Below are 26,694 nucleotides of genomic sequence, written 5' to 3'. Positions count from 1 at the left end.
GTCACCAGTGGAAAAGTCATCGCGCGCGCGGTCGACCGCCCTGTTCGTCAGGGTGGTGGACCGCGCGCGTGTTTTCGATGTCCAAGCGAACGGCCGAACGATCCCCGCCGCCACGCTGAGGCGACTTCTTGACATCGCGCGCATCCCCGACGGCACCCCCTACCTCACGGACGGCGCGGCACGCTTCCACACACTGCGCCATGTCAACGCCTACCTCCTCGACGCAGCCCGCCAACGCGCATATCCCATGCGCACGCTACGCAACAACCACGCTGGCGCGCTCGTCGGCTTCCTCAACTTCATCCGGGAAACCTCTCCGGACGCTGACCTCATCGACGCCACCACCGAGAATCTCAACCAATACAAGAAACATCGACTGCAGACCCTGGTGGGAAGCTCCTGGAATACCGAAATAAGTGACATCGGCCTGTTCTTCGCCTACGCCCGGGACAAAGGATGGTTGGAGATCGACCCCATCCCACGATGGGGTAGTAGCCAACGGAACACCCTGAAGTCCCCGGAGAAAGAGACCCGGCGGATCCGCTTCCTCACCGAAGAGCAACTCGTCTTCTTCCTCAACCACGGACTCCGCGGCGACGACATCTCGGACGACCGACCCGAGTACCCCGAACGCGACTACACCTTCGGCCTCACCCTCGTCAGCACGGGCCTTCGTCGCGAAGAGGGCACTTACCTCCTCGACCTGGACATCCCCACAAACCTCCCGCGGGGGAGCCACATCTTCGAACGAATGGGCAAGGGCAGCAGGCCACGCGACGTCCACATCATCGACCACCTAGCCGACGCCATCGACCACTACCGCCGCGGCGAACGCGAGTACATGGTCGAACGCGCCCAGCCCACGCTCCGCAGTCGCCGCCGCAACGGCACCCTCACCATCGCCGAACCCGTCCCCACCACCAACGGCACCGCCCTCCGCATCAACGGACGACTCATCCGCCCCAACCGCCTGCCCAACACCTTGCGCCGTACTGCCGTATGGATCCGCGACGACGGCCTCATCGACCCGCTCGCACTTTTCCTCGCCGAAGGAGGACAAGCCCCGGCCATCGACCGCTTCAACAGGCTTTTCAGCGACGCCAACCACCGCGTAGCCAGTCTCGGCCCCCACGAGCATGCACCGCCCGCACACCTCACTGTCACCCCCCACGTCCTCCGACACACCTTTGCCATCCGCACCCTCGCCGCGCTGATGCGCGAAGGAAGGAACACTCAAGGGGACCCCTACGCGTTGCTCGCAAGCCCCCTACTCATCGTCCAGGAACTTCTTGGACACGCAAGCCTCAGCACAACCAACCGCTATCTCTATCACGCCGAAACCTACACCGACCAGATCCCGAATGCGTTGCGCGAGAGTCTCTTCAAGCTCGTGAAAGGGCTCTGACGTGACTGAGCACATCGCGGAATATATGACAGCCCGGGGGGCGAAGCGTTCTTTTATAGTCCCTAGTCGGTCCTCTGCACCGAAGCTGGTCGATGAGTTAGCGCGTGAATGGGTAGAAGTTGCGAAGTTCAATCCGACGGCCGTAGGAACGCTTCGTATCGGTATCTTTCGCCTAGCGTCGCATATGACCAAGCAGATCGGATTTGATCCGTCCAGACACTCCATCAGGGAGTTGCGGAGGCGGCACATCGATTCGTGGGAACTCACCCTTCTCGAATGGCAGGCGAGATTGGGATCGGACCACCCGTACCGCGTCGCGGTATATCTGTTCGCGTTTCTTCGGTATCTAGAAGACCGCCGCCCAGGAAGGCTACACCCGGAGGTTTACGCGCGGGTGTGCGAGCCGACTCGACTTGCACACATCCGTCGTGAACCGCTACCGGATTTTTCCGAGGACGAACTGACCCGGATCAAGACCGCGGTTCGCAATCGAACCTGGAAGGACGGTTCGTGGACAACGCGGGCAACCGGCGATGTTCTCGTCGCTTTTCACGTCGCGCTCTGTATCGCGACTGGTGAGCCCCCTGAGGTTCTGAGGGGTCTGACTTTGAACGATATCTCCGCGACATCCAAAGACCTTCGGAGCGCGGGTATGGGCACCGAGCAGATGGCGGTCGCGGGTCTTGCTGACAGCTACAACGTGACTCTGCGTAAGAACCGAGCCCACCGCGTTGAGGAGGTGACCTGGACGCGAGAGCGGGAACCGACGACGCTACGTTATCTCGATGCACTGATCCGACTTGGAGCACCGCTCCGTCGCTTAACCAGGCTCCCGGATCTTTGGATGATAAAGGATGAGTGGGGCATTCCCATCGCAATGCCTTGGGAAAAATGGAGCTTTAGCGAATGGCTTGACCGATACGTCGCGGGTGAGATCTCCACGCCCCATGACACCCCGCCGCTTCCGCAAGTCTGCTATCGCCGCCGAGATCATCGCGGAACCCGCTACGCATCTCCGCCGGCAGCGGCGGCACACCCAAGACATGCTCTTCGACCACTACACGAACAGCCCGACTCTCCGGCAAGAAGCGGGAGAGCGGTTCGTGAGATCAATCTCGGAGCTGCGCGACCGAGCACTCGGGCCGACCATTGACACCGGCGACGGAATCGTGCAGCTTGACACGGTCACAGGCGAGGTCACCGACCTCGACGAGAACGCCCTACCGGAGAGCGTTGGGGGCGCACTCGCTGGCTGTCGTGACCCGGAAGACTCGCCGCACGCACCCCGAGGTGAGATCTGTCCGATGGCACGCATGGGAACGTGTTTTACCTGCCCCAACGCCATCATCACGGTCGAACACCTTCCGGCCCTCGTCCTTGTCAACGCCGTTTCCGCCCCCGATGCGGCGGTGAACCCGACCACGTGGCAGAAAGTATGGGGATTCATACACGAAGCCACTGTCACAATCTTGCAGATGTTCCCGCGCGACGCCGTCGAAGAAGCGCGACTGCACACCGACGAGGTTCTCGTCGATCTTGGTCTCCGCCATGAAATGAGAGGACCAGCCGATGCGTGACCCTACCCCGCACGCGTCCAGAAGATGGCGTCCACCCATCCCCCCGGACGACTTCATCCACGAGGACCTTCCTGCGGGCTCGAAGTTCGGTGATGACGAGTGGGACTACCAGGGAATACGGCCCTTAGGTAATCCCGGTCGATGGGCGCGCTTCACGAGGATTCCCGAGGGGTATCGCCATGACGTCAAGCTCTATGCCTTGCTGCAAGGGCGTCCGCATCACCCCACCGCCGTCGTTGCCGGAGTCATGATCCGCAAGAAGGTGGGATCGATGGACGCGATCCTGAGCGAGTTGAACGACCTCGCAGTGGTAGCCGCGTGGGGAGAACGCAAAGGGTTGCACACCTTCGGCGAGTGGTCACCAGGCCTGGCTGAAGACTTCTTGGACGATCTCAGGAAAGGTGAGCATCGTGAGAACGGTAAGCCGAACGCGCCGTCATCGGTGCGAGGGTTTGTCTCCCTCTTGAAGCACGTCAGGAATCTCGCGCCTCTGGCACAACATCCGCTGCCCTTCCAGCCGTGGCCGGCGCAGTCCGCCGCCGAAGTGGCGGAGGAAAGTATGGACGGTGATAACAAGACCCCTCCGTTGCCCTGGGAGACGTGGCAACCTCTCATGGTGGCCGCGGACACAATCATCACTCGACTCTCCCCACTCATCATCGACATGCAGCGAGAGTTCCGTGCCGCGCGACCGAGCGATGACCTGAGCCGTGGAGTTACTCGTCAAGCGGCAATCGATACGGTGCGTGCACGTCTCGACGATGGGTACCTGATCCCCTTGCATACTGGCGTCGGGCGCTCGAAACAGTTCCCTCGCGGCAGCATCAACTTCTCGCAGATCTGGCGCACCCTGGGAGTCAGTGAAAACATCCGCAAGCGCACAAGTCACAACTACACTCCGGAGGCAATCCAGCTCATCGACGATGCCTTCGCGGCAGGTAATGCCGAGTTCGGTGGTCTCATGTCGTCTGCAGGAACGTGGACCGGCGAGATCGGTCTGGCAGAAGCGGAGCACCTCCCCGGTGTACTCCGTGCGGCCTGCTACATCATGATCTCCAGCCTGTCAGGCATGCGAGATAGCGAGATACAGGCGTTGCGCCGCGATGCCTTCGATATCTCCGCGGTGATCCCGTCGGTCAAGTCGATGACCTACAAGGCGCAGGGCGTGAACGGAAAGGCGCGGTCCTGGTGGGTTCCGTCCGTTGTTCAAACCGCGGTGGATGTGCTGGAACAGCTAAGCCTCACAGAACGGCTATTCTCCCGTAGCGGGAAGACAGGGGAGGGCGGGGAAGAGGGCGCTTATGTCTTCACGCGTGACCTCAAGAGGCTCATCGCCTTCGTCAACGCCGCTCCAGCCGAGCGTGTCGGACGGGGAGAGGACCTCGGATTTCAACCCATCACTCTGCGTTCACGAGATGCCATCAATGCGACTTCCCTGAGGCGGACGCTTGCGGTCTATGCCGCCACGTACCCCGGAGCCGAGATCGGCGTGGGTATCCAGCTGGGCAAAGCATCGCTCCGGGCGACAAGCGGATACGTCCGAGACCAGAAGCACGCGGCCACGCAAGCGATCACGGATGAGCGTCGGCAAGCCATTCGGAAAGATCTCCAACGTCTCCTTTTCTCCGGCGAACCCATCGCAGGTCCGTCCGGAGACTATCTGGAGAACGTTCGGGTACAAGTCATCGCCGATCCCCGTCGCGCTGACCAGATCATCGCTCGAGTGGCTCAGAACTATACGCTCGGTGTCGTCAATGATTGCGCCTACCGGGAGAAGACCGCCGCGTGCGGCCCGGGCGGACCGAAGCTCGCCGACCACGTCTGTTTCACGACCGACTGCGCCAACGCGGTACTGCACGGAGCTCACCTTCCAATCTGGGAAAGGCAGCTTGCCCGGCATGACCGCGCTTTGGATGCCCCCAACCTCCATCCCAAGCTGGAAGCCAACCTCCGACGCGACCGGGCAAAGATCGTCGCGGAGATCCGGGCACTGCGCCCGCCGGAAGTGCTGGAGGAACTTGAATGAGATCAAACGCCATCACAGTGAGTGACGATGTCCTTCGTCGCATCGCGGACGCAATCAGTGAGATCGCGAGCAACGACGAGTTGCGGCGAACCAAGAAGCAGATTGAAAAGATCACCCAGCTCTCTCACCCCACCGTCGCCCGGGCTTTCGCTCAGGACCTTCGGGAGGAGACCCCCTTCGCCATCAATGCGCGGTTCGCCGCGTTGAACCCAGTTAACAAGGGACTGTCGCCGAAGCAACAGGTTGAGAGACGAGAGAAGCAGGATCTCGACGCCGCCCGAGAGCGCATCCTTGAGCTCGAGACGGAACGTGACGCACATCTCCAGGCCCTCTATGCATACTTCGTCGCTACATCTACCGATGAGCCGGACCCGACGGTTGTTCCCATCAACCGGGGTGTGCGCAGGGCCGACGGGCGCTGAATCAGCGCATCTCACCGTGGTGTATGGGCACCCGGCGTCGCATGTTTGTTCTCTAGGCAGGCTTTGCTTCCCCGCGGTGAACAGACGTGCAAGTGAGTGTCCTTATCAGTTGCCGTAGAACCGTGACGGTGCAGCGCTTGCGTTCTATCATCGTCGTATGGCGATGATAGAACGCGACTTGCTTGAGTTGGACGCGGAGGCGACTTACGCGTACGCACACCTGTTCCAGGCGTTCGCTGACCCCACACGACTGGCTATCGTTCAGCATCTCTCGTCCGGAGAGCATCGAGTGCGCGACCTCGTTGAGCACATGGGGTTCGCGCAGTCGACCGTGAGCAAGCACCTTGGATTCCTCATTGAATGTCGCCTTGCTGTCGCTCGACCAGACGGTCCCGCGACGTGGTACGTCCTCGCGCATCCTGAGGCGCTGCGGGTCGTGATGGTTGCCGCGGAAGCGCTCCTAGGCGCCACCGGAAAGGACATGGTGCTGTGTGAGCACTTACGAAGTGACAGAGAAGGGGCAGCGTAATGGGTGCGGGACATGACCACGGGCCGACTATGACCGAAGAAGGCATGCCGGGGGACTTTCGCCGCCGGCTCTGGATCGCTTTCGCCATCACTGCCGCCATCGTGGCGGCGCAGGCGGTTGGTTCCTTCATCACCGGCAGCCTCGCTCTGCTCACGGACACGGCGCACGCCATCACCGACGCGTCAGGACTTCTCGTCGCGCTCATCGCGGCAACGTTGATGCTGCGCCCGCCGAGCTCGAAGCGCACCTGGGGCTTTCGACGGATTGAAGTGATAGCAGCACTCGCCCAAGCGGCGCTGCTCCTGGCGGTTGGAACCTACGCGGCAATCGAAGGTATCCGTCGCCTGTTCGAGCCGCCAGAAGTACCAGCTGGGGAGTTGCTCGTCTTCGGCATCATCGGGCTCACCGCCAATATCGTTGCAATCGCGGTGCTCGCATCGAGTCGTGGCGCGAACTTCAACATGAGGGCCGCTTTCCTCGAAGTGCTCAACGATGCTCTGGGTTCACTCGGTGTCATCGTCGCGGCCATCGTCATCGCGACGACAGGGTTTCAGCAGGCGGATGCTCTCGCAGGAATACTCATCGCCGGTCTCATCGTCCCCCGCGCGTTCATGTTGATGCGTGAGACTGGCAGTGTTCTTATGGAGTTCACTCCCAAAGGTCTGGACCTTGAGGACGTGCGGGCACACATTCTCGAGCTCGAGCATGTTGTCGATGTGCATGACGTTCACGCATCCACCGTGGCCACTGGGTTGCCCACGCTGAGCGCGCACGTCATAGTTCGCGACGAGTGCTTCCAGGACGGACACGCCATGACGGTGTTGGGTGACATTCGGGAATGTGTGGCTGAACACTTCGAAGTTTCGGTCGCGCACTCGACCTTTCAACTGGAGACCGAGACGGTCGCCGACCACGAGTCAACGTCTGTCCGGCATGCATAGGTGGACGCGGCTTACCGCGCTGCCTCAAGGTGATGCTGCTCCGATACGCGCCGAACGCTCGCTCTGACACTCGCTGAAGCACAACTTCAGTGGGGATGCGTCCAAACCCCGAACTTCCGTAACGAGGTCCGTCGACGCGGCAACCGAAGTCGTCACCGCGAGAATCCGATCCCGCGGCGTCGGGCGGCACGGACGCCATTGAGGATGACGATGACTTCGGCGACCTCGTGGACAAGGACGACACCAGCGAGGCCGAGAACGCCGAACAAGGCGAGGGGGAACAGAACGACGATGATGGCCAGGGCGAGTGCGATGTTGATGGTCATGATGCGGCGTCCGCGGCGGGCGTGGGCGAGAGCTCCGGGGATGAGGCGCAGATCGTTGCCGGTGAAGGCGATGTCGGCGGATTCGATGGCCGCAGCGGAGCCTTTTACACCCATCGCGATCCCGACGGTCGCGGTGGCGAGGGCGGGGGCGTCGTTGATGCCGTCGCCGACCATGGCCGTCGGACTCTCCGTGACGAGGGCCGTGATGGCGGCGGCTTTGTCGGCAGGGAGTTGCTCGGCGCGTACGTCGCTGATGCCGGCGCGGGCGGCGAGGGCGTAGGCGGTTCGCTGGTTGTCGCCGGTGAGCATGACGGTGCGTATGCCCTGCGCGTTCAGCATTGAGATGGTCTCGGCGGCTTCGGGGCGCAGTTCGTCCCGCACGCCGATGAGGCCCGACACCCGACCGTCGGTCTCGACGACGACGACGGTCATACCGTCTCCGGCCATCTCGTCGGCGGGCCTGGTGAGCTCACCCAGTTCCGAGAGCCAGCGTGCGTTCCCGACCCGCACGTGGGTGGAGCCGACGAGGCCGGTGAGGCCGTGGCCGGCGTCTTCGACGACGTCTGTCGCTGCGGGGATGTCGGACGCGGCGCGAGTAATGGCAGCGGCGAGTGGGTGGGTGCTCGTGGTCTCGAGGGCGGCGGCGAGGGAGATGATCTCCTCGCGGGAGCGTCCGTGAGCAGGCGCGACGGCGACGATCTCCGGCTCGTTGCGTGTGAGGGTGCCGGTTTTGTCGAGCGCGACGGTGCGGATGGTGCCGAACTGTTCGAAGGCCTCGCCGGACTTGATGACCACACCGAACTTCGACGCCGAGCCGATGGCGCTGATGACCGTCACCGGAACGGCGATGGCTAGCGCGCACGGGGACGCGGCGACGAGCACGACGAGCGCCCTCTCGATCCACAGGCCGGGATTGCCGACGATGAACCCGAACACGGCCACGAGGGCGGCGATGATGAGCACGGCCGGCACGAGCGGGCGGGCGATCCGGTCCGCCAGGCGGGCTCGCTCGCCCTTGCGGGCGTGCGCCTGCTCGACCAACTCGACGATCTGGGTGAGGGAGTTGTCGCGGCCGTCGGCGGTTGCTTCGATCCGCAACGTCGCAGCCCCGTTCACCGATCCCGCGGGGACGGCGTGACCCGGTCCGACCTCCATCGGGATCGACTCGCCCGTCACGGCAGACGTGTCGATGCCGGAGCGGCCCTCGACCACCACGCCATCCGTCGCGATCCGTTCTCCCGCACCGACGACGAGGATGTCGAGCTCGCGGACCTCCGCGGCGGGGATCGTCACCTCACCGTTCAGGCGCGAGACACGCACGGTCTCCGGGATCAGCGACAACAGCGCGCGCAGCCCCTCCTTGGCCCGGTCCATCGCCCGATCCTCGAGAGCTTCGGCAAGCGAGAACAGGAACGCCAGCGCTGCGGCCTCACCCACATGCCCGAGCGCCACGGCGCCGATGGCGGCGATGGTCATCAGAAGGCCGACGCCGAGTCGGCCCCGCACCAGGCGGCGGATCGCTCCGGGGACGAACGTGTACGCACCCGCGAGGAGTGCGACCGTTTGGAGGACAAGCGCCGGAACCGGCACTCCGGACCACTCGAAGACATAACCTGCCAGCAGCATCACGCCGGCAACCGCGGACGGCAGGAGTGCGGTGTCGCGCCAGAGGGCTGGCCGTTCTTCGTGCTCAGCGTCCCCGTCCGCGTCGCGGGGGGAAGCCGGGCCGCAGCAGGCGTCGTCCTCCAGGAGCGCCGTTCGCCTCGATGATGAAGAGGACGTGATGGTGTCGGGTCCGCAGCAGGCGTCTGCGGCGGCAGAGGGCTGGCGTAGCTCGAGCCGACGGATAGTTTTCGTCTGGCGTTGCTCGTCCGGGCCGCAGCATTCCTCGCTCATCGGATCTCCTCCATCGCCCTGTCGGTAGGCGCGCAGCATAGAGGCACGTCACAGTTCTCGTCTGTGCACGCCTCTCCGTCGTCGACCGCGAGGACCGTATTCACCAGAAGAGTGATGGCTCGAGTCACATGCGGATCCGCGATCTCGTACCGCGTCTGACGTCCCTCCGGCGTCGCGACCACGATGCCGCACCCTCGAAGACACGCGAGATGGTTCGACACGTTGGTGCGAGAGAGATCCAGTGCCTCGGACAAGCGCGCCGGGTATCCCGGTCCGGAAAGCAGTTCCAGCAGAATCCGAGAACGAGTGGGGTCAGCCATGGCGCGCCCCAATCGGTTCATCACGTCGAGACGAGAAGCAATGGTCAGCATGCAATGACTATACAGTGCTAGCTGACTTATCTTTCAACAGGGCGGTGCGCTTGAGCTCTGGGTTCGGGTGTGGAGTTGCGCCGGGCGACCGCAACGTAGACTGGAGAGGATGATGCTGCGCACGGACACCGGACGCTCAGCGCACGTCCCCCGTGGACCGCTTGCGATGAGGGTGCTCTTCGGGATCATTATTGCTCTGCTTCTCACGCTCGGTATCGCGAGCACTGTCCACGCAGAGACTGCGACGTCAGCCACAGCGTCACCGGAAAGCTTCTCGTTGTCGAGTGAGCACGACGAACGAGATCAGTCCGCGGTGTCCTCTGCTGGATCATCTGATGTCGCCGCCGCTGTGTGCATAGTCGGTGCGCTTCTCGGCGTGCTGGTGTTCGCCCGACTCGCCCGCGCGCGACTCCGCACCCCGATGCAAGCCCCTTCACGAGGCTCCGCGCACCGCGCATCGATTCCGCGCATTCAGGGACCACATCTGCTGCGCCCTGACCTCGCGCAGCTGCAGATCTCCCGAACCTGACTCTCCGGCTCAACGCCGCCTTCATCCGCGCCATCGCGCGGATGCGGATCGACGCACGTCGTCGACAGCTTGGAGAGATGACTTGGAGAACACGCCCCTCAACCCGACCCCCGCCGAGGTCTCAGTCAATCGGCGCGCCGATTCGCGGAACCTAATCCTCGGAGCCGTCGCACTCATCGGCCTGCTCGCGACATTTTCGGGATGCGCGTCCACTGTCGCATTGAAACCTGCGACAAATGCGAACGCCCCCGAATGCGCCGACGTGACGGTTCGGCTTCCCGCAGCCGTCGGAGAGTTCACCGGTCGCACGACCGATGCCCAAGCGACCGCCGCATGGGGAGCCCCGACCATCGTCGTCTTTACCTGCGGGCTCAAGCCGCCAGCACCGACGACGCTGCAGTGCGTGACCATCAACTCCGTCGATTGGATCGTCGACGAACAAGATTCCCCCTACCTGCGCTTGACGACCTACGGCCGAACGCCCGCAGCCCAGGCCTACGTCGATACGACGAAGCTCTCCGCGGATGCCGCGTTGCAAGCCCTCGCACCCGCGGTCCAGATGCTGCCGAAGACGTCCGCCTGCTCCGCGCCGGACACAGCGTCATCGGACGACGAGGATGCGCCGACCACGGGCGGCTCCGGAGACCTCCCGTGAACGCCAGGGGGCTCCGACTAGTCGGACCCGCACTCCTGCTCACCTCAGCGCTGGTCGCGCTCCTTCTGGGGTTGGTGATAGGCGGCGGGGCTGATCCACGAGTCGCCAGTGACCCCGGCGCGGTCGTCCGGTGGGGACTGCCGGTCGCGAAGCTCATCGTCAACCTCGGGGCGGCCGTCATGGTGGGATCGGCCGTCCTTGCTGCGTACGCTCTCACACAGGGCGAGAAAGAGTTCGATACTGCCCTGGATGTCGCCTCCATCGGTGCCGCAGTGCTCACCATCAGCGCAGGAGTCACTGGCTATCTCACCTTCCTTTCATCGTTCAATCCTGAGGTGTCGCTCGGCCCGGGATTCGGTCAGCAGTTCGGCAGATTCCTCCTCGAGACGGAGCTGGGTCGCGTCTGGCTCATCACAACAGTGATGGCCGCGATACTCACGGTGATCTCGTATGCGTTCCGGGGGTGGGGGGCTGCGCTGTCGCTGACGTTGCTTTCGCTGGCGTCGCTGGTCCCCATGGCCACGCAAGGTCATTCCGGAAGCCTCGCCAATCATGATGCTGCGGTCATGTCGCTCGTGCTGCACATCACTAGCGCGGCGGTATGGCTCGGCGGTCTTCTCGCGCTGATCTTCCTCAGGCCGTCTGCGCGCGAGCACCGTCTGCGGGCAATCGTCGAGCGATACTCGTCCATCGCACTCGTCGCTTTCGTGGTCGTCTCCGTCTCCGGAGTCGCCCGCGCGATGACGTCTGTCAGCGGCTGGCGAGACCTTCTCAGCGCGTACGGAGCTGTGCTTTTGGTGAAGGTGGTGGCGCTCATGCTCCTCGGCGTCGTGGGTGTCGCGCACCGTCGGTGGTTCATCCGCCGTGGGGTCGGAGAGCGGGCACCGTTCTGGACGTTCGTCACCGTCGAGTTCGCGGTCATGGGCATCGCGAGTGGTGCCGCAGCGGCGCTCGCCCGCACGCCAGCGCCGGCAGACACGTCAGCTCCGGCGCTGACGACACCGGCTGAGATCCTCACCGAAGCGCCGCTTCCGCCCGAGCTCACACTCCTCCGTTGGCTGAGTGGGAACGACGTGAATCTCCTGTGGGTGATGGTCGCCGGTTTCGGAGTCTTCTTCTATCTGATGGGTGTCCGTCGCCTGCGGCGTCGCGGCGAGGCGTGGAGCGACCTGCGCACGTTCGCCTGGATCAGCGGGATGGTGCTGCTGGCTTGGGTGAACAGTGGGGCGGTCGCTGTCTACTCCGACTATCTCCACAGCGTCGACGCGGCGGGACGGATGCTCATGCTCCTCGTGGTTCCCTCCCTCCTCGTGTTTGGCGCGCCATATCGCCTGGCATTGGAGGGAATCACCAGCCGCACCGATGGGAGCCGTGGAATCCGCGAGTGGCTGCAAGCAGGGGAGCGCTCGCGGATCGTCCTCTTCCTGCGCCGCCCCATGGTCGCGGTGTGCACGTTCGCTCTTATCGTGTGGGGCGTATCCGCCACTGGCCTTTTGCGCTATTCCCTCGCCGATCCCTTGGTGCATGAATTGCGCATCGTCGCGCTGCTCGTAGCGGGAAGCTTGGTGACCGCTGCGATCCTCCGTCCTGCCGGCACATATCCCCGGCGGATGCGTGTGGTTGTCGTGTTCGGATCGGCTGCCGCGCTGGCGAGTGTAGGCAGTTGGGTGCTGCTTCAGAGCGGCCTGATTGCTGCGAGCTGGTTCGGGGCGATGGGTCGTCAATGGGGCTTGGAGCCGATGGCGGACCAACAAGCAGCCGGCATGGTGATCCTGCTCTCGGCGCCGATGCTGCTCCTCTTCGGCCTCAGCATCGACTACATACTCAGCGGGCACTCCACCCGCTCATCACCGGAGGTCGACCGACCCCTCCACTCCACTCGAAAGGCCATCTCATGACATCCGTCTCCACCCGAATCCGCCGCGTGAGCGGTGCCGTGTGCGCCGCCGCTGTCGCAATCGTGCTGCTGACCGCAACCCCAGCCTCCGCACATGACAATCTCACCGACGCTGTGCCATCGGCGGGCGAGACAGTCACCAACCTCGACACAGTCGCACTGACTTTCAGCGGGGAGCTCATCGACTTCAGCCAGACAAGCTTCGCCCAGGTGCAGGGCCCCGACGGGCTCTTCTACGAGTCGTCGTGCTCCACCATCGAACTCAACGTGCTCACCACCCCCGTCGCCCTCGGAGCGTCGGGCACCTACACGGTGCTCTGGAACGCTGTGTCCAGCGACGGGCACCCCATCTCCGAGTCATACCAGTTCGACTACGCAGCGGATCCGACGGCGACCGTCGCACTCGGTTGGGACGCACCGGCGTGCGGGAACGAAGGCACCCGTACTCAACCAGGAGCGGCGCTGACCAGTACCCCGACGCCGACCGACGACACCAGCTCGGCGGCGCCCACGCAAGATGCTGACCGAGAGCCGCGCGCTGATGGGGCAGATGAGAGCGTCGTGGCTCTGGCGGTCGTCGGAGGCGTCGTGGTGCTCGGAGTTCTTGTGATGGCGACCGTGCTCGTGGTGCACCGTCGACGCAACCGCGCGGAGTGACCGAATGATTACACCTCATTCAAAGGAAGAAGTAGGAGCGACGATTACAATCGAATCGTGTTCCACTCGATCCGGGTCGCCTGCCACGGGCGGCCGGATCGCAGCCAGATGATAATGCGGCTCATTAGCATCATCGGGCTCACACTCCTCCTGATCTTCGCCGTCGGCGCAGCCGAGCACGGAAGTGCCGATGTCACCATGGCGTCGACCACGGCCAGCACGTCGCTCGACGCCGATGAATCAGGCGCTGACGCAGCCGCTGTGGCACCCGCAGGCGTCGTGATGCAGCTCGCCACGGGCGCTGCACAAGTAGACCCGGTCACGGGCGCTGTGCTGTGCGTCCTCGGTCTTCTCTGCGGACTCGTCGCAGCGGTCATGATGTATCGGCTGCTCTGGCGCACGACAGCCGTGGTGGCGGAGACCCACGCGGCTCAGCCGCGAACGAGTGCCGCTCCGAATCGCATCCCCCTGCGGCAGACCTCGCTGACTCTGGCGACGCTCGGCATCTCCCGGACCTGACCCGTCGAAGCGTCGCGCCTCGCGCGTGCGCATCCCATCGAGCACCCGCTCGACCTTCGACCGTGTCGACAGTCCTTGGAGTACCTGATGAAACCCGCCGTCAAAGCCGGCCTCGCTGCCCTTGCCGTAACCATCGTCCTGATTATCGTCGCGGTAATCGTCGTCATCATTAGCCAGCAGAACACTGCGCCGCCAGAATCCGAGAACGGAAGCTCTACGGCGCAGGTGCTCCGCGAGAACTCACACGTTCTCGATGACGGGGGAGACGGGGCAGTCACCGTCGTCGAATTCCTCGACTTCGAATGCGAAGCGTGCGGAGCCTTCTACCCGGTGGTCGAAGACCTCCGCGAGCGCTACGACGGCGAGATCACTTACGTCATCCGCTACTTCCCTCTACCGGGTCACCTGAACTCCAGGAATGCCGCGTTCGCCGCCGAAGCGGCTGCGCAACAGGGACGCCTTGAAGAGATGTACCGCAAGCTCTTCGAGACGCAGGCTCAATGGGGGGAAGCCCAGGAATCGCGGGCGAGCCTGTTCCGAGGCTTCGCTGAGGAGATCGGCCTGGACATGGCCGCTTACGATGCCGCGATCTCTGACCCCTCGACGGTCGCACGAGTCGATCTCGACTACAACGACGGTCAGGCACTGGGAGTGAGCGGAACTCCGACGTTCTTCGTGAACGGCGATGCCATCACACTCGAGCGCTACGACGACCTCGAGAACGCGATCCTCTCAGCGGGTAAGGGAAGATGACACTCCTGGGGCTCTCTCATCGTCGAGTCATCATCGTCGGCTCCGGCCACGCCGGTCTCTCCGTCGCCGCCGAACTCTCGCGTTCGGGCCTGAAGCCGCAACGGGACTTCGCCGTCATCGACAGCAATCCCGACGGCCGTCGTTCGTGGGCGTTCCGCTGGTCGTCGATGACACTCCTGACAGAGGCCGGGCGGAGCACGGTCGCCGGGCGGCATCTCACAGGGGACCCCTATCGACGCCCGTCACCGCGAGAGATCGAACAGCATCTTCTCGACGTCGAGGCCGCCTTGGGCCTCACGACGCTGTGGGGCATCAGAGCGACAGGCGTGGACCGTCTGGGGGACGGATCCACTCTGCTTCTGTCAACGAACGAAGGGCCGGTACAGACGCGCAACATCGTCTGCGCGACCGGGTCCGCGGCTCGACCTCGGATCCCGAGCTGGGCGGTAGACGCCGCGGTACCGGGAATCATGGTTCACAGCGCCGACTATCGCGGACCGAGCCAGATTCCCAGCGGTGACGTGCTGGTCGTCGGAGCCGGCCACAGCGGCCAAGAGATCGCGCGCGAGCTCAGTCGTACGCACCGCGTCACGCTGTCGTCCCAGCCCTCGGCGGTCTCCGCAGCTCGACCGGCACGTCGCGGCGTCGGGCGGCGTCGGGCACTAGCGCGAGGTGGGGCAGCTCTCTCACTGGATCCGGAATGGGAACAACTCGGCATCGAGGTGCTGCCTGCGGCCATCGCCGCAGATGGAGCGCACATCGTCTTCGACGATGGTCGTCGTATCGCTCCGCAGTCCATCATCTACGCGACCGGATACCTGCCCGCGGACGGCTGGCTTCCCCGTCCGGTACTCGATGCCACGTCCAGTCGCCGGAAGCGCGGGACTACGAGCGTCCCAGGTCTGTTCGTCGTCGGCATGCCGAACCACGGTAGCCAGGATTCAGACACCTTCGACGGGGCACGCCGTGACGCGATCTCGATTGCACGCCACATCATGAAGCGCCCCTGAATACGTTCGTCCCAAATACACCGACCGAAACGAGGATCACACATGAGACATCCGATGGCCACGACGAAACATGCGTGGGGTGCCGTCGCGTGTGCGTTGCTGATCCTCGCGACGGTCCTGCTGGTTTCGCCTTCGGTTTCAGCGTCCGCAGTTGGGGCCGTCGCACCAGTTACCGCGTCCCCCACTCCGGAACAGAGTTCAACGCCGTCGCCTTCGCCGTCGCCCGAAGAGACAGAGTCGGACAAGGACCGTCATGAAAGGCAGAACGGAGAGCGGCCGGTGGAACGAGACGATCTCGGGTTCCTCGGCATCCTGTTCGTCATCGGTATGGGGTTCGTTCTCATAGCGGGCGCTGTCGGGGTCGCGTTCGCCGGGTGGAAGCGACGCCGACGCGACCGAGCAGCGGCCGACACGGAAGGAGGCGCGTGATCATGAGTGCGCGCGTGCCGAAGCTCGCCATCGCGTTCGCCGTCGCCGGTGCGACCGTCATCATCGACCAAGTGTCGAAGGCGGTCGCCTTGGCGCAACTGAGTACCACGGAGCGCATTCCGCTACTGGGAGACCTCTTCGGGCTGCAACTGGCGTTCAACCCGGGCGCCATCCTGTCGTTCGGTTCCAGCGCGACTCCGCTGCTGACCGCAGTCGGGATCGCAGCGACGGTCGTGCTCATCAGGAGCGCAATCCGGTCCCGTACCACGTGGTGGGCGGTCGGTATCGGATTCATCCTCGGGGGAGCCATCGGTAACGTCCTGGACCGTCTCTTCGCACCCCCTGCGTTCGGCCGCGGATACGTCACCGACTTCCTTGCCTACGCGGACCTCTTCATCGGAAACCTGGCGGACGTGGCGCTGGGGATAGGTGCCGTCGTGCTGGTCGTCGGGCTTCTTCGGCGCCGCCACGGTCCAGAGGACGACGTCGTCACGCCTCCCGCTTCGATGCCACAGGACATGAGCGAAGGATGGGGACGCTCATGACACAGAAGAAGCGGACCCCTTCCACCTATCAGCGGAACGCCCTTGCTCCGAGTCTGCTCGCAGCCGCGGTGCTGTTCCTCGCCCCCGTGCTGCTGGCGAGTGACTGGGCCTCGGTCATCCTCTACGTCACGTCGATCCTCGCGGTCATCGTCGGATGGTTCGCCGTGCAAGCGCGCCACTGGTGGTGGATCCCGGTGTTCATCGCCATCGCCGTCCTGTGGAATCCCGTCATGCCCTTCCCGTTCGCCGGACCGGTCTGGACAGGAATCCAGCCCGCGGCAGCAGTCGTCTTCCTGGTAGCGGGAAGCCTTATCAAGTTCCCCCGACCCTGATGTCGGCACTCATCGCTCAGCTCATCGACAGGCCGGAGGGGGCCCGTCGATGACTCCGTGGATCCCCGACGTCGCGCCCACCTTCCCTGACTACTTCGCCGTGGTTCCGGGGGCGCTTCCGGTGCTGCCGGTGGTCGCTGGGCTGCTTGCACTTCTCTACATGGTCGGGGCCGTGCGCATGTGGACGCACGGTCGACGCTGGTCCATCTGGCGTACGTTCAGCTTCCTCAGCGGCTGCGCGCTCCTGGCTGGGACGACCGGTCTCGCCGTGGAGAACTACGGCTACGCGTTGATGTCGGTGTTCATGTTCCAGCAGCTCACTCTGATGATGGCGATTCCGCCGCTACTCATCCTGGGATCTCCGGGCACCTTGCTGCTCCGCGCCACCCCGCACGTAGGGCTGGGGCGTACGGCACTCGCCGTCGCCCACGCGGGGCTGCGCAGCAGACTCGCGCGCTGGGCTCTGAGCCCATGGGCGGCGCTCCCTCTCTATCTGGCCGCGTTCTACGGCCTCTACCTCGCGGGGTTCGCAGACTCCCTCCTGAGCTCGACCGCGGGACACATCGCCCTCGAGGTGGCGTTCCTCGGCGCGGGCATCATCTTCACAATCCCCATCCTGAGCTCCGACCCGCTACCCGTTCGCCTCAGTCACGGCGGCCGCGCCCTCGATGTGTTCGCCGAAGCCGCGCTGCACGCCTTCTTCGGAGTGTTCCTCATGATGGCCACCACCATGCTCATCACCCACTTCGTCGCCCCCACGCAGGCCATGGGACTCGACCCCATCGAAGACCAGCGACTCGCCGGCGGACTCGCCTGGTCGTACGGCGAGGCCCCCACACTCCTGATGCTGATCTACGTCATGCACCGATGGTTCCGAGAGGACACCGCACGATCCCAGGCACAGGACCGGTACGTAGACATCCACGGATCATCCGAGCTGGATGAGTACAACGCTTACCTCCAGAAACTCCGCGAGCGGGACGCCTGAGCAATGTCGACGACACTTCTCTCCGCGCCGACGTCTGAGGCCCAAACGACGAACAGTGATCTCACACGACCTCTCGTCGGTGTATGGGTCGCCCTTCCACTGGCGGCGGTCGGCGGACTCGCCATGGACCTCGCGAACCCCGAGGTCAGTTGGTGGCCCCTCGCGTTCGTCAGCGTCATCCTCACCTTGGCTGCGACCGTCGGACGTAGCGTCGGCGGAGCGCTGCTCGTCGGTCTGGCGTTCGGTGTCACGTTCTACGCGCTTCACCTCGATTGGGTTGGTCAGTTCCTCGGGCCGTTGCCGCGCATCGCGTTGTCGGGGCTGCAGGCTCTCTTGTTCGCGCTCGGTGCGGTTCCCATAGCGCTGGCATACCGATGGACGAGCCGCTTCCGCGGCCGTCGTGTCTGGCAGATCGTCGCCGTGCCCGCACTGGTCGGCGGGTTGTGGGTTGCCCGCGAGATCGTGCTCGGATCGTGGCCGTACGGCGGGTTCCCCTGGGTGCGACTCGGGATGACCCAGGTAGAGAGCCCGTTCCCGGAAGCTACATCGTGGATCGGTGTGACCGGGCTCTCGCTCACCATCGCGGTCATCGCTGCGAGCATCGTGCAGTGGCTTCGTATCGGGTTGCGCGCAGTGTCCGTTCTGACGCCCGCTGTCGTCCTGATTTTCGGACTCAGTGTGACACCGCAATATGCGACGACAGACGCGGGCACATTCGCGGTTGGGTGGGTCCAAGGCAACGGTCCCTCAGGCTACTTCGACGGTAGAGCCTCGGGTGACCTGCTCAAAGCACAGGTCGCGGCATCGGAACCGATTCTCGACCGGAACATGGACGTGCTCGTCTGGCCAGAAGGATCGGCGGAGTTCGACCCGTTCCGCAACCGACAGGCCGCCTCTGAACTGAATCGGATCGTGTCCCGGACGGGGGCGCCGCTTCTGGCGAACGCGGCGACGGCACGAGGCGATGAGACGTTCAACACCTCCTTCCTGTGGACGGCAAACCCCGGCAGCTCCCAAGTCCATGACAAGGTCAATCCCGTCCCATTCGGCGAGTACGTCCCCGACCGATGGTTGTACGAGCGCCTTGCCCCCGACCTCGTCGGGCTGATCCAGCGCGAGTACACTGCCGGCACGAACCCACCCGTCGTGACCGTCGGCGAGACCGACATCGGTCTCGCGATCTGCTTCGACGTGATCTTCGATGACGTGATCCGTGCCGCTGCTGAGCAGGATGTGAAGCTCTACATCTTCCAAACCAACAACGCGGACTTCCGCGGCTCCGACGAGAACCTTCAGCAACTGGCCTTTGCCCGGATGCGTGCCATCCAGACCGGTAAGAGCGTGGTGAACGTTTCCACTGTGGGCACCAGTCAAGTCATAGCCCCGGACGGCGCGATCCTCGACACAGCAGGCGTCGACACGGTCGCTGCCGCAATCACGGATGTGCCGCTCCGCTCAGGCATCGCACCAGGCATCCTCGCGGAGAAGTGGCTCGCGTTGAGCGCGCCATTGCTCGCGTTCGGAAGCCTCGCAACACTTGCCCTCATCGTTCGACGTGCATCGTCGAACGGCCCCGACCCGACCCCCGAACCCGAATCCGGAGGCCCGAACCGTGACCACACATGACCCTCTCGAGTCGAACATTCGACCGGAGCCGCTTCTCAGGCGGTCGGAGCTTCGACGCCGAGAGACCGCGTCGACAGCCTCGACTCCGCCAGTCACCCGCTCCGAACTTCGGCGCAGGCGCGAGGCCCTGTCCCATCCGCCGATTCCACCAATCAGCGCATCCGACCATCGACCTCGTGACGAGGGCATTCCGAGCCGAGAGCACGACGTGCTGACTCCGGCGGAGACGGTGAACACGACTCCATCCACCACCCCCACGGAGCAGGGCGCTCGTCGCGTTGCAAAGCCCGCTCCTGCGAGGTCCATCGGGCGGCGAATCGGGAGAACGCTCATCGTGGTGGGCACATTGACCGTCGCTTCCTCGTTCATGGTCGGCATGACGATCCCGGCCGAGACCGTCGCGGCGACTAGGACGGATACCACGGCGCGGTTCGCGCCTTCCGAGAACGACGGATCCGCCGCCGATAGTGACATTCAGGCGTTCGTCGTGCCGGAGGATGCTGCGGCGGAGGATCTCGGTCGGTCGAACGGCTACAGCGTGACGTCCGTCCCGCAGCTCGCGGCGGCAGAAGGAATCCGTTACTTCAGCGGATCCCTGCTGCTCGATCCCGATGCTGAGGTGCAATGGCCGTTCCCGGTCAGCGTGCCCACGTCGTCGAGTTTCGGACCCAGGTGGGGGCGAATGCATGAAGGCGCCGACTTCACACCAGGTGAGGGAGCTCAGATCCGCGCGGTCGCCGGCGGAGTGGTCCGCATCGCGACCGAGAACGGAGGGGCGTTCGGGGTCACCGTCTACATCGAGAGCAAGATCGACGGGCAGACGGTATTCAGCCGCTACGCGCACATGTTGCGCGGCTCCCTCGGAGTTCGCGAGGGGGAGACAGTCTCCGTCGGTGCGGTCGTCGGACGAGTCGGTAACACCGGACGCAGTTTTGGTGCCCACCTGCACCTTGAACTGTCGACCGAAGACGGAACTGTCGATCCTGTCGCTTGGTTGCGGGAGAAGACCGGTGGATGAGCTGCGGCCCGTCCCGCTCGATGACCTAGACCTGAGAGGACGGGCGAAAAACACCCGTCGAGAGCGAACAGCGGCGACGTCGCCGTTTGCCGTCGGTGTGATTGTCGTGGTTATGGCGTCACTGTTGCTCGTGTTGGGTGTCGCCTGCGCTCCGTATCAGGCGACACCTGATGTAGCGACGTCCGTCGGCGTCGACGATCCCTCGGCGCTCGATGCTCGAACCGCTGCGCCGGACGCGCCCTCGGTTGCGTCGGCGGGGGAGTCTTCTGTATCGAGCATCGGCATGGGGCGCGCTGTGTGCGCTCTCGGACTGTTCTGCGGGGTGCTCCTTCTCCTCCTCAGTGCCCTGCGTCGGCCAATGCCTCTTATGAACCCTGGACGCATCAGGTGTCACCTGATACGACGACTTCTTCCGAACATCGCGATGAGGGCCACCGCCCCCTCTCTCACGAAACTCCGCGTGTCGCGGACCTGAGCTTCCTCGATTCAGGTCGTCGTCATGCTCTCGTCACTCGGGAGCGAGACGTGACGTCGCCCCGGGCGCGCTCCTCGTCGAGCGCTGACGGCCGGGGCGCCAGGAATGAGCCCGAATGCCTGCGGCTCTGCCCTGCCAAGTGAGATTCAGATCCGAAGAGGAACCCATGCTCAGCGAGCCCGTCCCCCGACCACCCGCCGCCCGCGTCCCCACCGCGCAGGATCGCGGCCGACGACGACGTATTCGTCACGCCGTGCTCGCCTCAATACCCGTCCTTCTTCTGCTCGCGGGGTGCGCGTCCAACGACTCCCTCTCCCAGCAGTACAGGGATGGCAACGAGAAGGGCTTCATCGCGGGAGACTTCCAGGTCGTCGAGATCCCGCAAGACGAGCGCGGAGGGCCGGTGACATTCGAAGGGGTCACGGAGACCGAAGAGGAAGTCGCGAGTGACGACTACCGCGGCGACGTCCTCGTCGTGAACTTCTGGTACGCAGCATGCGGCCCCTGCATCGTCGAGGCGCCATACCTCGAACAGGTGTGGCAGGACTATCGCGACGACGGCGTGGCCTTCCTTGGCGTGAACACCTACGACCAACCCGCCACCGCGCTCTCGTTCGCCAAAGACAATGGCGTCACGTATCCGAGCGTGATCGACGTCAACGACGGCAAGGTCAAGCTGGCCTTCGCTCAGGTGACGCCGATCCAAGCCACGCCGACCACCCTGGTCATCGACCGCTCCGGGAGAGTCGCCGCCCGCGTCATTGGCCAGCTCGACAGCGCCTCAATCCTCGCGACGCTCGTCGAGGACGTTCTCGTGGAGAGCGTCCCATGAGCCCTGGAACGCTTATCGTCGACGGAGTTCTGTGGATCGCCATCCCCGTGGCGATCCTCGCCGGGCTCGTCTCCTTCGTCTCACCGTGCGTCCTCCCTTTGGTGCCCGGGTACCTGGGGTACCTCGGCGGAACTGTGCGGCCAGAACAGGGCAAGAGCGGAAGCCAAGAGTCGCACCGCGGTCGACTGATGCTGGGGGTGACGCTGTTCATCGCAGGCTTCACGACCGTCTTCGTCGCCGTAACCATCCTCGGCGGTGCGTTCGGCTTCGTGCTGCTGCAGTACGCGAACATTCTCACGAGGGTGTTCGGCGTCGTCATCATCGTGATGGGCTTCGTCTTCATCGGACTCTTCGGCGTCGCGCAGCGAACAATGCGCCCACGGATCGGCAGTCGTGCAGGTCTGGTCGGCGCCCCGCTGCTGGGGTTCGCACTCGGAGTGGGATGGACACCCTGCATCGGCCCGACACTCGCCGCAATCATCTCGATGTCATGGAACTTGGGTGACCCCGCTCGAGCCGGCCTGCTCGGGCTGGCGTACTCCCTCGGCCTCGGTATCCCCTTCATTGTCCTCGCGGCCGGGTGGGGATGGGCGTCCTCCTCGCTCGCCTTCCTCCGACGCCATGTCCGCACGCTCAACCTCATCGGCGGAGCGATGCTTGTCGCTCTCGGAATCCTGATGGTCTCCGGCCTCTGGACCGCTCTCATGTCCCAACTTCAGCAGGTGATTATCAATGTCCCGCTCCCTCTCTGACCCCGACACCAAAGGCGATCCGCTCCGGCCAGCCGACCACGCCGATACCGGCACAACATCTGAGGTGACGAGCCCGGCGCTCAGCGTGACCGGCTGGCTGCGATGGGGGTGGACACAACTGACGAGCATGCGCACCGCCCTGTTGCTGCTTCTGCTCCTCGCTGTCGCAGCGATCCCCGGTTCACTGTTCCCGCAACGCAGCGCAGACCCCAACGGCGTGGTGCAATGGCGAAGGAACAACCCAGAAGCGTTCCCACTCGCGGACGGCCTTGGGCTGTTCGACGTCTACATCTCACCGTGGTTCTCCGCCATCCATCTCCTGCTGTTCGTCTCGCTCATCGGGTGTGTGATCCCGCGTGCGAAGCACCACTATGTCGCGCTGCGGTCACGACCTCCGCGCACTCCGTCCCGACTGTCGAGGTTGCCCGCTCATCGCGAGAGGATCATCGCTGGGAAGGGTGGCGATGCTGAGGGGGCTGTCTCGGCGGCTTCCGACATGCTGCGCAGATCCGGTTACCGCGTCGAGCGTTACGACCAGGGAGGCACCTACTCGGTATCGGCAGAGCGCGGCTACCTCCGTGAGACCGGCAACCTTGTCTTCCATGTCGCGCTCGTCGGGGTGCTCCTCTCGGTCGCAGTAGGCGGCTCCTTCGCGTACACCGGACAGCGAGTCGTGGTGGAGGGGACGACGTTCGTGAATGCTCTGAGCGATTACTCGTCCTTCAATCCGGGACGCTTCGTCGACGGCACGGGGCTTGTTCCGTACTCTCTCACTCTCGACGACTTCCGTGTCGCATATCGACTGCCGGGCACACCGGGCGCGGGACAGGCAGAGAACTTCGATGCGCAGATCACAGTCCGGCAGCCGGGCGAGCAAGACAGTGAGCGCAGCGTTCGAGTGAACTACCCGACCACGGTTGCGAATGACCGGATCTACCTCTTGGGGAATGGGTACGCCCCGACGCTCACCGTGAGGAACGGCGACGGCGACGTCGTGTTCAGTGAGTCGCAGCCGTTCCTGCCGCAGGACTCGAACATGACCTCCCTGGGCATCATCAAGATCCCGGACGGGCTACCGAAGCAAGTCGGGCTCGTCGGGTTCTTCTACCCCACGCAGGGCACTCTCCCGTCAGGTGCGTTCACGTCCATCTACCCCGACGTCGTTGATCCTGTGCTCACCTTCAACGTCTTCAGCGGGGACCTCGGCATCGACGACGGCACGCCGCGCTCCGTCTACACGCTCGACGTGAGCGGACTCGACCAGGAGACGGGCGGCGACAGTGGCACCGACTCGTTGGAACTCCGACCCGGTGACACGGCTGACCTCCCGAATGGCTGGGGGTCCGTCACGTGGGAGATCGCGGAGGAACAGCAACCAGTGAAGCGATTCGCCTCGCTGCAGATCCAACAAGATCCGAGCAGTGGGGGAGTGCTCCTCTTCTCGGTGATCGCCATGGTGGGTCTCTTCGCAGGCCTGTTCGTGCCCCGGCGTCGCGTGTGGGTGAAAGCCCGCGATGGGATCGACGGCATGCACATCGAGTACGCCGGCCTCGCGCGCGGCGACGACCCCACGCTGCAACGAGCGGTCGACGATCTCGCGCATCGTCACTCGACTTCGCTCGGCGCGGAGCCTGTGAAGCCCGCACCGGCCACTTCTGATAACGACCAGCAGCACGACACGACCGAAAGGAATCTGTCATGAATCAGCTCAGCCCCGACGGCATCTCCCTCCTCCTCGTCTGGACCGCGATTGCCACCTACCTTCTCGCGTTCACGGCGTACACCGTCGACCTCGCGCAGCGCAGCGCCGCACCGGTTGCCGTTCCCGTGCGGAGATTGACGACTGTCGGCGGGCGTGGGCCGGGATCCTCGTCCGAAGAGGTCGCCGAGGATTCTTCCGGTGCCGACACCGCTCCACAGCGTCCACCCCGACGGCTGTGGGCGCGAATCGGAACGTCGCTCACAGTTCTGGCGTTCCTCTTCCAGCTCGGAGGAACTCTCGGCAGAGGCATTGCAGCCGAACGTGTCCCGTGGGCCAACATGTACGAGTTCGCGCTCACCGGGACGCTCCTCATCGTCGCGGTCTACCTCGTGGTGCTGCGGCTGTACGATCTTCGATTCCTGGGCGCGTTCCTGCTCGGAATGACTGTGCTGCTCCTCGGCGGTGCGACCCTCGGCTTCTACGTCGAGGTTGTGCCGCTGATGGATCCGCTGAAGAGCGTGTGGCTGGTGATCCACGTGTTCGTGGCCTCGCTCGCCACAGCTCTGTTCGCTCTCGCCTGCGGCGTGTCAATCACACAGCTGATGCAGGGCAGGCGCGAGCGTCTCCTCAGTGCCGCTCCAGACACGCGACAGCAGAAGCGCATTCCTCGCTTCCTGCGCACGATCCCGTCGGCGGACGCGCTGGAGACCCTGGCGTATCGCTTCACCATCGTCGGCTTCATGTTCTGGAGCTTCACCCTCATCGCGGGAGCCATCTGGGCGAACGACTCGTGGGGTCGCTACTGGGGATTCGACGTCAAGGAGGTGTGGACCTTCGTGATCTGGGTCCTTTACGCGGGGTACATCCACGCGCGCGCCACCAGGGGGTGGCGTGGTTCCCGGTCTGCGTGGCTGTCGATTGTCGGGTTCGCAGCAGTGCTGTTCAACTTCACCGTCGTGAACATCTACTTCCCGGGGCTCCATTCCTACTCCGGGCTGACGTGATCCGGTGGAGCCGCGGCGCTATCTCACACGTAGACGCCGCGGTCCTCCATGAAACGCACCGGGTTGGTGTAGCCACCGTTGAGGTACACCTCGAAGTGCAGGTGGCACCCGAAGGATCGCCCGGTGTTGCCCGCGTATGCGATGACCTGTCCCGACTCGACCCACTGACCTCGACGAACGGCGATTCCGCCCGGCTTGATGTGTGCGTAGCCAGAGCTCACGCCGCCACCGTGCTGAATGCGAACGTAGTTGCCGTAGTTCCCGTTGGCGCCGGCGTAGTCGACCGTCCCCGAGTTTGCGGCGTAGATCGCTGCGCCGCATCCGTTCGCCAGGTCTGCGCCGTAGTGGTAACTCGATGAGCACCCCTGGGGTCCGCAGATCGGGGTCCGGGGCCCGTAGCTCGAACTGCGCGCGCCACCATGCGGTCGAACCCACCCTCCGCTACCGGCCTGGCCACCTCCGCCCCCATTGCCGCCGCTGTTCGCGGCGGCCTCGGCGGCCTCTCGTTCCCGACGAGCCTTCTCTTCCGCGGCGCGGGCTGCGACACCGGCCTGATAACCGGCAACCGTCTGCGCGGTCGTATCCTGAAGCGCCGCGAGCTGTGCCTTCAGCGTCTCGAGGTAGGTGGTCTGCTCGTCGAGCGCAGCCTGTGCGGCGTCTGCGGCTTCCTGCGCCGCTGTCATCTTCTCCTCCGCGACCTGCTGAAGGCGGTCGCGCTCGTCTCGAGCGACGACCGCCTGATCTGTGAGCGACTGCGCCGCGTTCTTCGACGAGATCGCTTCGTCGTAGACCGCGCGGTTGTGCTGCATGAACTTGTCGAGTGTTCCCAATCGGGACAACAGCTCATCTGATTCGGCTGCAGAGCCTGCGAAGAACAGCTGCAGCGTGGTGTCGTCGCCACCGTTGCGATAGAGCTGCGCCGCCAGCTGTCCGGCTTTCCGCGACGCCCCCTCAGCGATGAGGGTCTGTTCGTCGGCTTGCGCCTGCAGGTCGTCTGCGACCCGGATCGCCTCAAAGTACTGCTGCTGCGCTGCGTAGAACTCGTCGGATGCGAGCAGGGCCGCGGCCTCGGTGTCAGCGACCTTCTGAGTCAGCGACTGAATGAGGCCTTGGATGCGTTGAACTTCGACACCTTTCGCTGCCTCGTTGCCCTTGGCGCGCTGAACGTCATCCCACGACGGGTACGTCGCGGCATGCGCGGTAGAAACGCCGGATCCGACCCCGAACGCTGCGAGCGCCACCACGCTCAAGGCGCCGAGCTCGAAGACGCCGCGGCGATGAATCGGGCGCTTCCACAGTCGATCTCTCTCGGCGGGTGTCGGGGCACAGCCGCAGTCATCAGCAGCCGACGCGGAAGCGAGATCAGCGGCTGTCGGGCGCATCGGACTCACGCGTTTGGCTCCTCATCGCTCGGATATCGCCTTCAAGTTACATCACGAATGCGTGATGTGTTGTCACCTCGGAGCGAGTGTCGCCGT

General features: G+C 64.3%; 24 protein-coding genes. 21 read left to right on the top strand and 3 right to left on the bottom strand.

Annotated features, from left to right (window positions below; all coding sequences use genetic code 11):
• Window positions 1–7 precede the first annotated feature (7 nt).
• The 6 genes from AKH00_RS02850 to AKH00_RS02825 all read left to right on the top strand — a co-directional run bounded on the left by AKH00_RS02850 (window position 8) and on the right by AKH00_RS02825 (window position 6,900).
• The gene (locus AKH00_RS02850) at window positions 8–1,405 is read left to right on the top strand and encodes a tyrosine-type recombinase/integrase (protein WP_050721182.1); all 1,398 of its coding nucleotides are present in this window, start codon (window positions 8–10) and stop codon (window positions 1,403–1,405) included.
• Between the two features lie 1,043 nt (window positions 1,406–2,448).
• Window positions 2,449–2,982, top strand: coding sequence for a hypothetical protein (locus tag AKH00_RS02845; protein ID WP_152926091.1), 534 nt, complete (start codon window positions 2,449–2,451; stop codon window positions 2,980–2,982).
• On the top strand, window positions 2,975–5,008 hold the full coding sequence (locus AKH00_RS02840; protein WP_152926090.1) for a hypothetical protein: 2,034 nt from the start codon (window positions 2,975–2,977) through the stop codon (window positions 5,006–5,008). Before AKH00_RS02845 ends, AKH00_RS02840 begins: the two co-directional genes overlap by 8 nt.
• Window positions 5,005–5,430 carry a hypothetical protein gene (locus tag AKH00_RS02835; RefSeq protein ID WP_050721179.1) on the top strand — a complete coding sequence of 142 codons (426 nt, stop codon included), beginning with the start codon at window positions 5,005–5,007 and terminating at the stop codon, window positions 5,428–5,430. Before AKH00_RS02840 ends, AKH00_RS02835 begins: the two co-directional genes overlap by 4 nt.
• Window positions 5,431–5,587: 157 nt before the next feature.
• Window positions 5,588–5,959, top strand: a complete 372-nt coding sequence (locus tag AKH00_RS02830; protein ID WP_050721178.1) for an ArsR/SmtB family transcription factor — start codon at window positions 5,588–5,590, stop codon at window positions 5,957–5,959.
• A complete protein-coding gene (locus AKH00_RS02825) occupies window positions 5,959–6,900 on the top strand; it encodes a cation diffusion facilitator family transporter (RefSeq protein WP_050721177.1) in 942 nt (313 codons plus the stop codon). Before AKH00_RS02830 ends, AKH00_RS02825 begins: the two co-directional genes overlap by 1 nt.
• Before the next feature lie 152 nt (window positions 6,901–7,052).
• On the opposite strand, the gene AKH00_RS02820 is transcribed toward AKH00_RS02825, so the two are convergent.
• Window positions 7,053–8,852 carry a heavy metal translocating P-type ATPase gene (locus AKH00_RS02820; protein ID WP_082297364.1) on the bottom strand — a complete coding sequence of 600 codons (1,800 nt, stop codon included), beginning with the start codon at window positions 8,850–8,852 and terminating at the stop codon, window positions 7,053–7,055.
• Between the two features lie 266 nt (window positions 8,853–9,118).
• A complete protein-coding gene (gene cmtR / locus AKH00_RS17555; RefSeq protein WP_082297363.1) occupies window positions 9,119–9,493 on the bottom strand; it encodes a Cd(II)/Pb(II)-sensing metalloregulatory transcriptional regulator CmtR in 375 nt (124 codons plus the stop codon).
• A 362-nt stretch (window positions 9,494–9,855) separates the two neighbouring features.
• Here cmtR and AKH00_RS18370 point away from each other — a divergent pair, with 362 nt between their 5' ends.
• The 15 genes from AKH00_RS18370 to ccsB all read left to right on the top strand — a co-directional run bounded on the left by AKH00_RS18370 (window position 9,856) and on the right by ccsB (window position 25,216).
• Window positions 9,856–10,677, top strand: a complete 822-nt coding sequence (locus tag AKH00_RS18370) for a DUF3515 family protein (RefSeq protein ID WP_268768099.1) — start codon at window positions 9,856–9,858, stop codon at window positions 10,675–10,677.
• Window positions 10,678–10,856: 179 nt separating this feature from the next.
• On the top strand, window positions 10,857–12,575 hold the full coding sequence (locus AKH00_RS02810; RefSeq protein WP_152926089.1) for a cytochrome c oxidase assembly protein: 1,719 nt from the start codon (window positions 10,857–10,859) through the stop codon (window positions 12,573–12,575).
• A complete protein-coding gene (locus AKH00_RS02805; protein WP_050721175.1) occupies window positions 12,572–13,231 on the top strand; it encodes a copper resistance CopC family protein in 660 nt (219 codons plus the stop codon). Before AKH00_RS02810 ends, AKH00_RS02805 begins: the two co-directional genes overlap by 4 nt.
• A 57-nt stretch (window positions 13,232–13,288) precedes the next feature.
• Window positions 13,289–13,750, top strand: a complete 462-nt coding sequence (locus AKH00_RS02800) for a hypothetical protein (protein WP_152926088.1) — start codon at window positions 13,289–13,291, stop codon at window positions 13,748–13,750.
• A gap of 87 nt (window positions 13,751–13,837) precedes the next feature.
• Entirely contained in the window at window positions 13,838–14,503 is a 666-nt protein-coding gene (locus tag AKH00_RS02795; protein WP_050721173.1) for a DsbA family protein, read from the top strand.
• A complete protein-coding gene (locus AKH00_RS02790) occupies window positions 14,500–15,513 on the top strand; it encodes an NAD(P)-binding domain-containing protein (RefSeq protein ID WP_050721172.1) in 1,014 nt (337 codons plus the stop codon). The genes AKH00_RS02795 and AKH00_RS02790 overlap by 4 nt, the downstream gene beginning before the upstream one ends.
• Window positions 15,514–15,944: 431 nt before the next feature.
• Window positions 15,945–16,487 carry a signal peptidase II gene (locus AKH00_RS02785; protein ID WP_082297463.1) on the top strand — a complete coding sequence of 181 codons (543 nt, stop codon included), beginning with the start codon at window positions 15,945–15,947 and terminating at the stop codon, window positions 16,485–16,487.
• A complete protein-coding gene (locus AKH00_RS02780) occupies window positions 16,484–16,819 on the top strand; it encodes a DUF6804 family protein (RefSeq protein WP_045262820.1) in 336 nt (111 codons plus the stop codon). The genes AKH00_RS02785 and AKH00_RS02780 overlap by 4 nt, the downstream gene beginning before the upstream one ends.
• Before the next feature lie 49 nt (window positions 16,820–16,868).
• Window positions 16,869–17,807: a cytochrome c oxidase assembly protein gene (locus AKH00_RS02775; protein WP_050721170.1), complete on the top strand. Its 939-nt coding sequence runs from the start codon at window positions 16,869–16,871 to the stop codon at window positions 17,805–17,807.
• Window positions 17,808–17,930: 123 nt separating this feature from the next.
• On the top strand, window positions 17,931–19,433 hold the full coding sequence (gene lnt / locus AKH00_RS02770) for an apolipoprotein N-acyltransferase (protein WP_235556666.1): 1,503 nt from the start codon (window positions 17,931–17,933) through the stop codon (window positions 19,431–19,433).
• 337 nt (window positions 19,434–19,770) lie between these two features.
• On the top strand, window positions 19,771–20,451 hold the full coding sequence (locus tag AKH00_RS02765) for a M23 family metallopeptidase (RefSeq protein ID WP_152926087.1): 681 nt from the start codon (window positions 19,771–19,773) through the stop codon (window positions 20,449–20,451).
• 641 nt (window positions 20,452–21,092) lie between these two features.
• Window positions 21,093–21,758, top strand: a complete 666-nt coding sequence (locus AKH00_RS02760) for a TlpA family protein disulfide reductase (protein ID WP_082297361.1) — start codon at window positions 21,093–21,095, stop codon at window positions 21,756–21,758.
• On the top strand, window positions 21,755–22,510 hold the full coding sequence (locus AKH00_RS02755) for a cytochrome c biogenesis CcdA family protein (protein WP_050721167.1): 756 nt from the start codon (window positions 21,755–21,757) through the stop codon (window positions 22,508–22,510). Before AKH00_RS02760 ends, AKH00_RS02755 begins: the two co-directional genes overlap by 4 nt.
• Window positions 22,491–24,212 (top strand): cytochrome c biogenesis protein ResB, encoded by a 1,722-nt coding sequence (gene resB / locus AKH00_RS02750; RefSeq protein ID WP_050721166.1) that lies wholly within the window; start codon window positions 22,491–22,493, stop codon window positions 24,210–24,212. The genes AKH00_RS02755 and resB overlap by 20 nt, the downstream gene beginning before the upstream one ends.
• Window positions 24,209–25,216, top strand: coding sequence for a c-type cytochrome biogenesis protein CcsB (ccsB, locus tag AKH00_RS02745; RefSeq protein WP_050721165.1), 1,008 nt, complete (start codon window positions 24,209–24,211; stop codon window positions 25,214–25,216). Before resB ends, ccsB begins: the two co-directional genes overlap by 4 nt.
• Before the next feature lie 23 nt (window positions 25,217–25,239).
• On the opposite strand, the gene AKH00_RS02740 is transcribed toward ccsB, so the two are convergent.
• Window positions 25,240–26,598 (bottom strand): peptidoglycan DD-metalloendopeptidase family protein, encoded by a 1,359-nt coding sequence (locus AKH00_RS02740; RefSeq protein WP_050721164.1) that lies wholly within the window; start codon window positions 26,596–26,598, stop codon window positions 25,240–25,242.
• Window positions 26,599–26,694 lie beyond the last annotated feature (96 nt).

Origin of the sequence: Microbacterium sp. GCS4 (genome assembly GCF_001262495.1) — a bacterium.
Taxonomy (GTDB): Bacteria; Actinomycetota; Actinomycetes; order Actinomycetales; family Microbacteriaceae; genus Microbacterium.
This window is presented reverse-complemented; position numbering and strand designations above follow the sequence as displayed.

Coding starts and splice junctions, on each gene's coding strand:
- AKH00_RS02785 (WP_082297463.1), top strand. CDS start 15,945: ATGAGTGCGCGCGTGCCGAAGCTCGCCATCGCGTTCGCCGTCGCCGGT.
- AKH00_RS02820 (WP_082297364.1), bottom strand. CDS start 8,852: ATGCTGCTGGCAGGTTATGTCTTCGAGTGGTCCGGAGTGCCGGTTCCG.
- cmtR (WP_082297363.1), bottom strand. CDS start 9,493: ATGCTGACCATTGCTTCTCGTCTCGACGTGATGAACCGATTGGGGCGC.
- AKH00_RS02775 (WP_050721170.1), top strand. CDS start 16,869: ATGACTCCGTGGATCCCCGACGTCGCGCCCACCTTCCCTGACTACTTC.
- AKH00_RS02845 (WP_152926091.1), top strand. CDS start 2,449: ATGCTCTTCGACCACTACACGAACAGCCCGACTCTCCGGCAAGAAGCG.
- AKH00_RS02795 (WP_050721173.1), top strand. CDS start 13,838: ATGAAACCCGCCGTCAAAGCCGGCCTCGCTGCCCTTGCCGTAACCATC.
- AKH00_RS02790 (WP_050721172.1), top strand. CDS start 14,500: ATGACACTCCTGGGGCTCTCTCATCGTCGAGTCATCATCGTCGGCTCC.
- lnt (WP_235556666.1), top strand. CDS start 17,931: ATGGACCTCGCGAACCCCGAGGTCAGTTGGTGGCCCCTCGCGTTCGTC.
- AKH00_RS02840 (WP_152926090.1), top strand. CDS start 2,975: ATGCGTGACCCTACCCCGCACGCGTCCAGAAGATGGCGTCCACCCATC.
- AKH00_RS02825 (WP_050721177.1), top strand. CDS start 5,959: ATGGGTGCGGGACATGACCACGGGCCGACTATGACCGAAGAAGGCATG.
- AKH00_RS02810 (WP_152926089.1), top strand. CDS start 10,857: ATGGTGGGATCGGCCGTCCTTGCTGCGTACGCTCTCACACAGGGCGAG.
- resB (WP_050721166.1), top strand. CDS start 22,491: ATGTCCCGCTCCCTCTCTGACCCCGACACCAAAGGCGATCCGCTCCGG.
- AKH00_RS02780 (WP_045262820.1), top strand. CDS start 16,484: ATGACACAGAAGAAGCGGACCCCTTCCACCTATCAGCGGAACGCCCTT.
- AKH00_RS02830 (WP_050721178.1), top strand. CDS start 5,588: ATGGCGATGATAGAACGCGACTTGCTTGAGTTGGACGCGGAGGCGACT.
- AKH00_RS02760 (WP_082297361.1), top strand. CDS start 21,093: ATGCTCAGCGAGCCCGTCCCCCGACCACCCGCCGCCCGCGTCCCCACC.
- ccsB (WP_050721165.1), top strand. CDS start 24,209: ATGAATCAGCTCAGCCCCGACGGCATCTCCCTCCTCCTCGTCTGGACC.
- AKH00_RS02755 (WP_050721167.1), top strand. CDS start 21,755: ATGAGCCCTGGAACGCTTATCGTCGACGGAGTTCTGTGGATCGCCATC.
- AKH00_RS02805 (WP_050721175.1), top strand. CDS start 12,572: ATGACATCCGTCTCCACCCGAATCCGCCGCGTGAGCGGTGCCGTGTGC.
- AKH00_RS02835 (WP_050721179.1), top strand. CDS start 5,005: ATGAGATCAAACGCCATCACAGTGAGTGACGATGTCCTTCGTCGCATC.
- AKH00_RS02740 (WP_050721164.1), bottom strand. CDS start 26,598: ATGCGCCCGACAGCCGCTGATCTCGCTTCCGCGTCGGCTGCTGATGAC.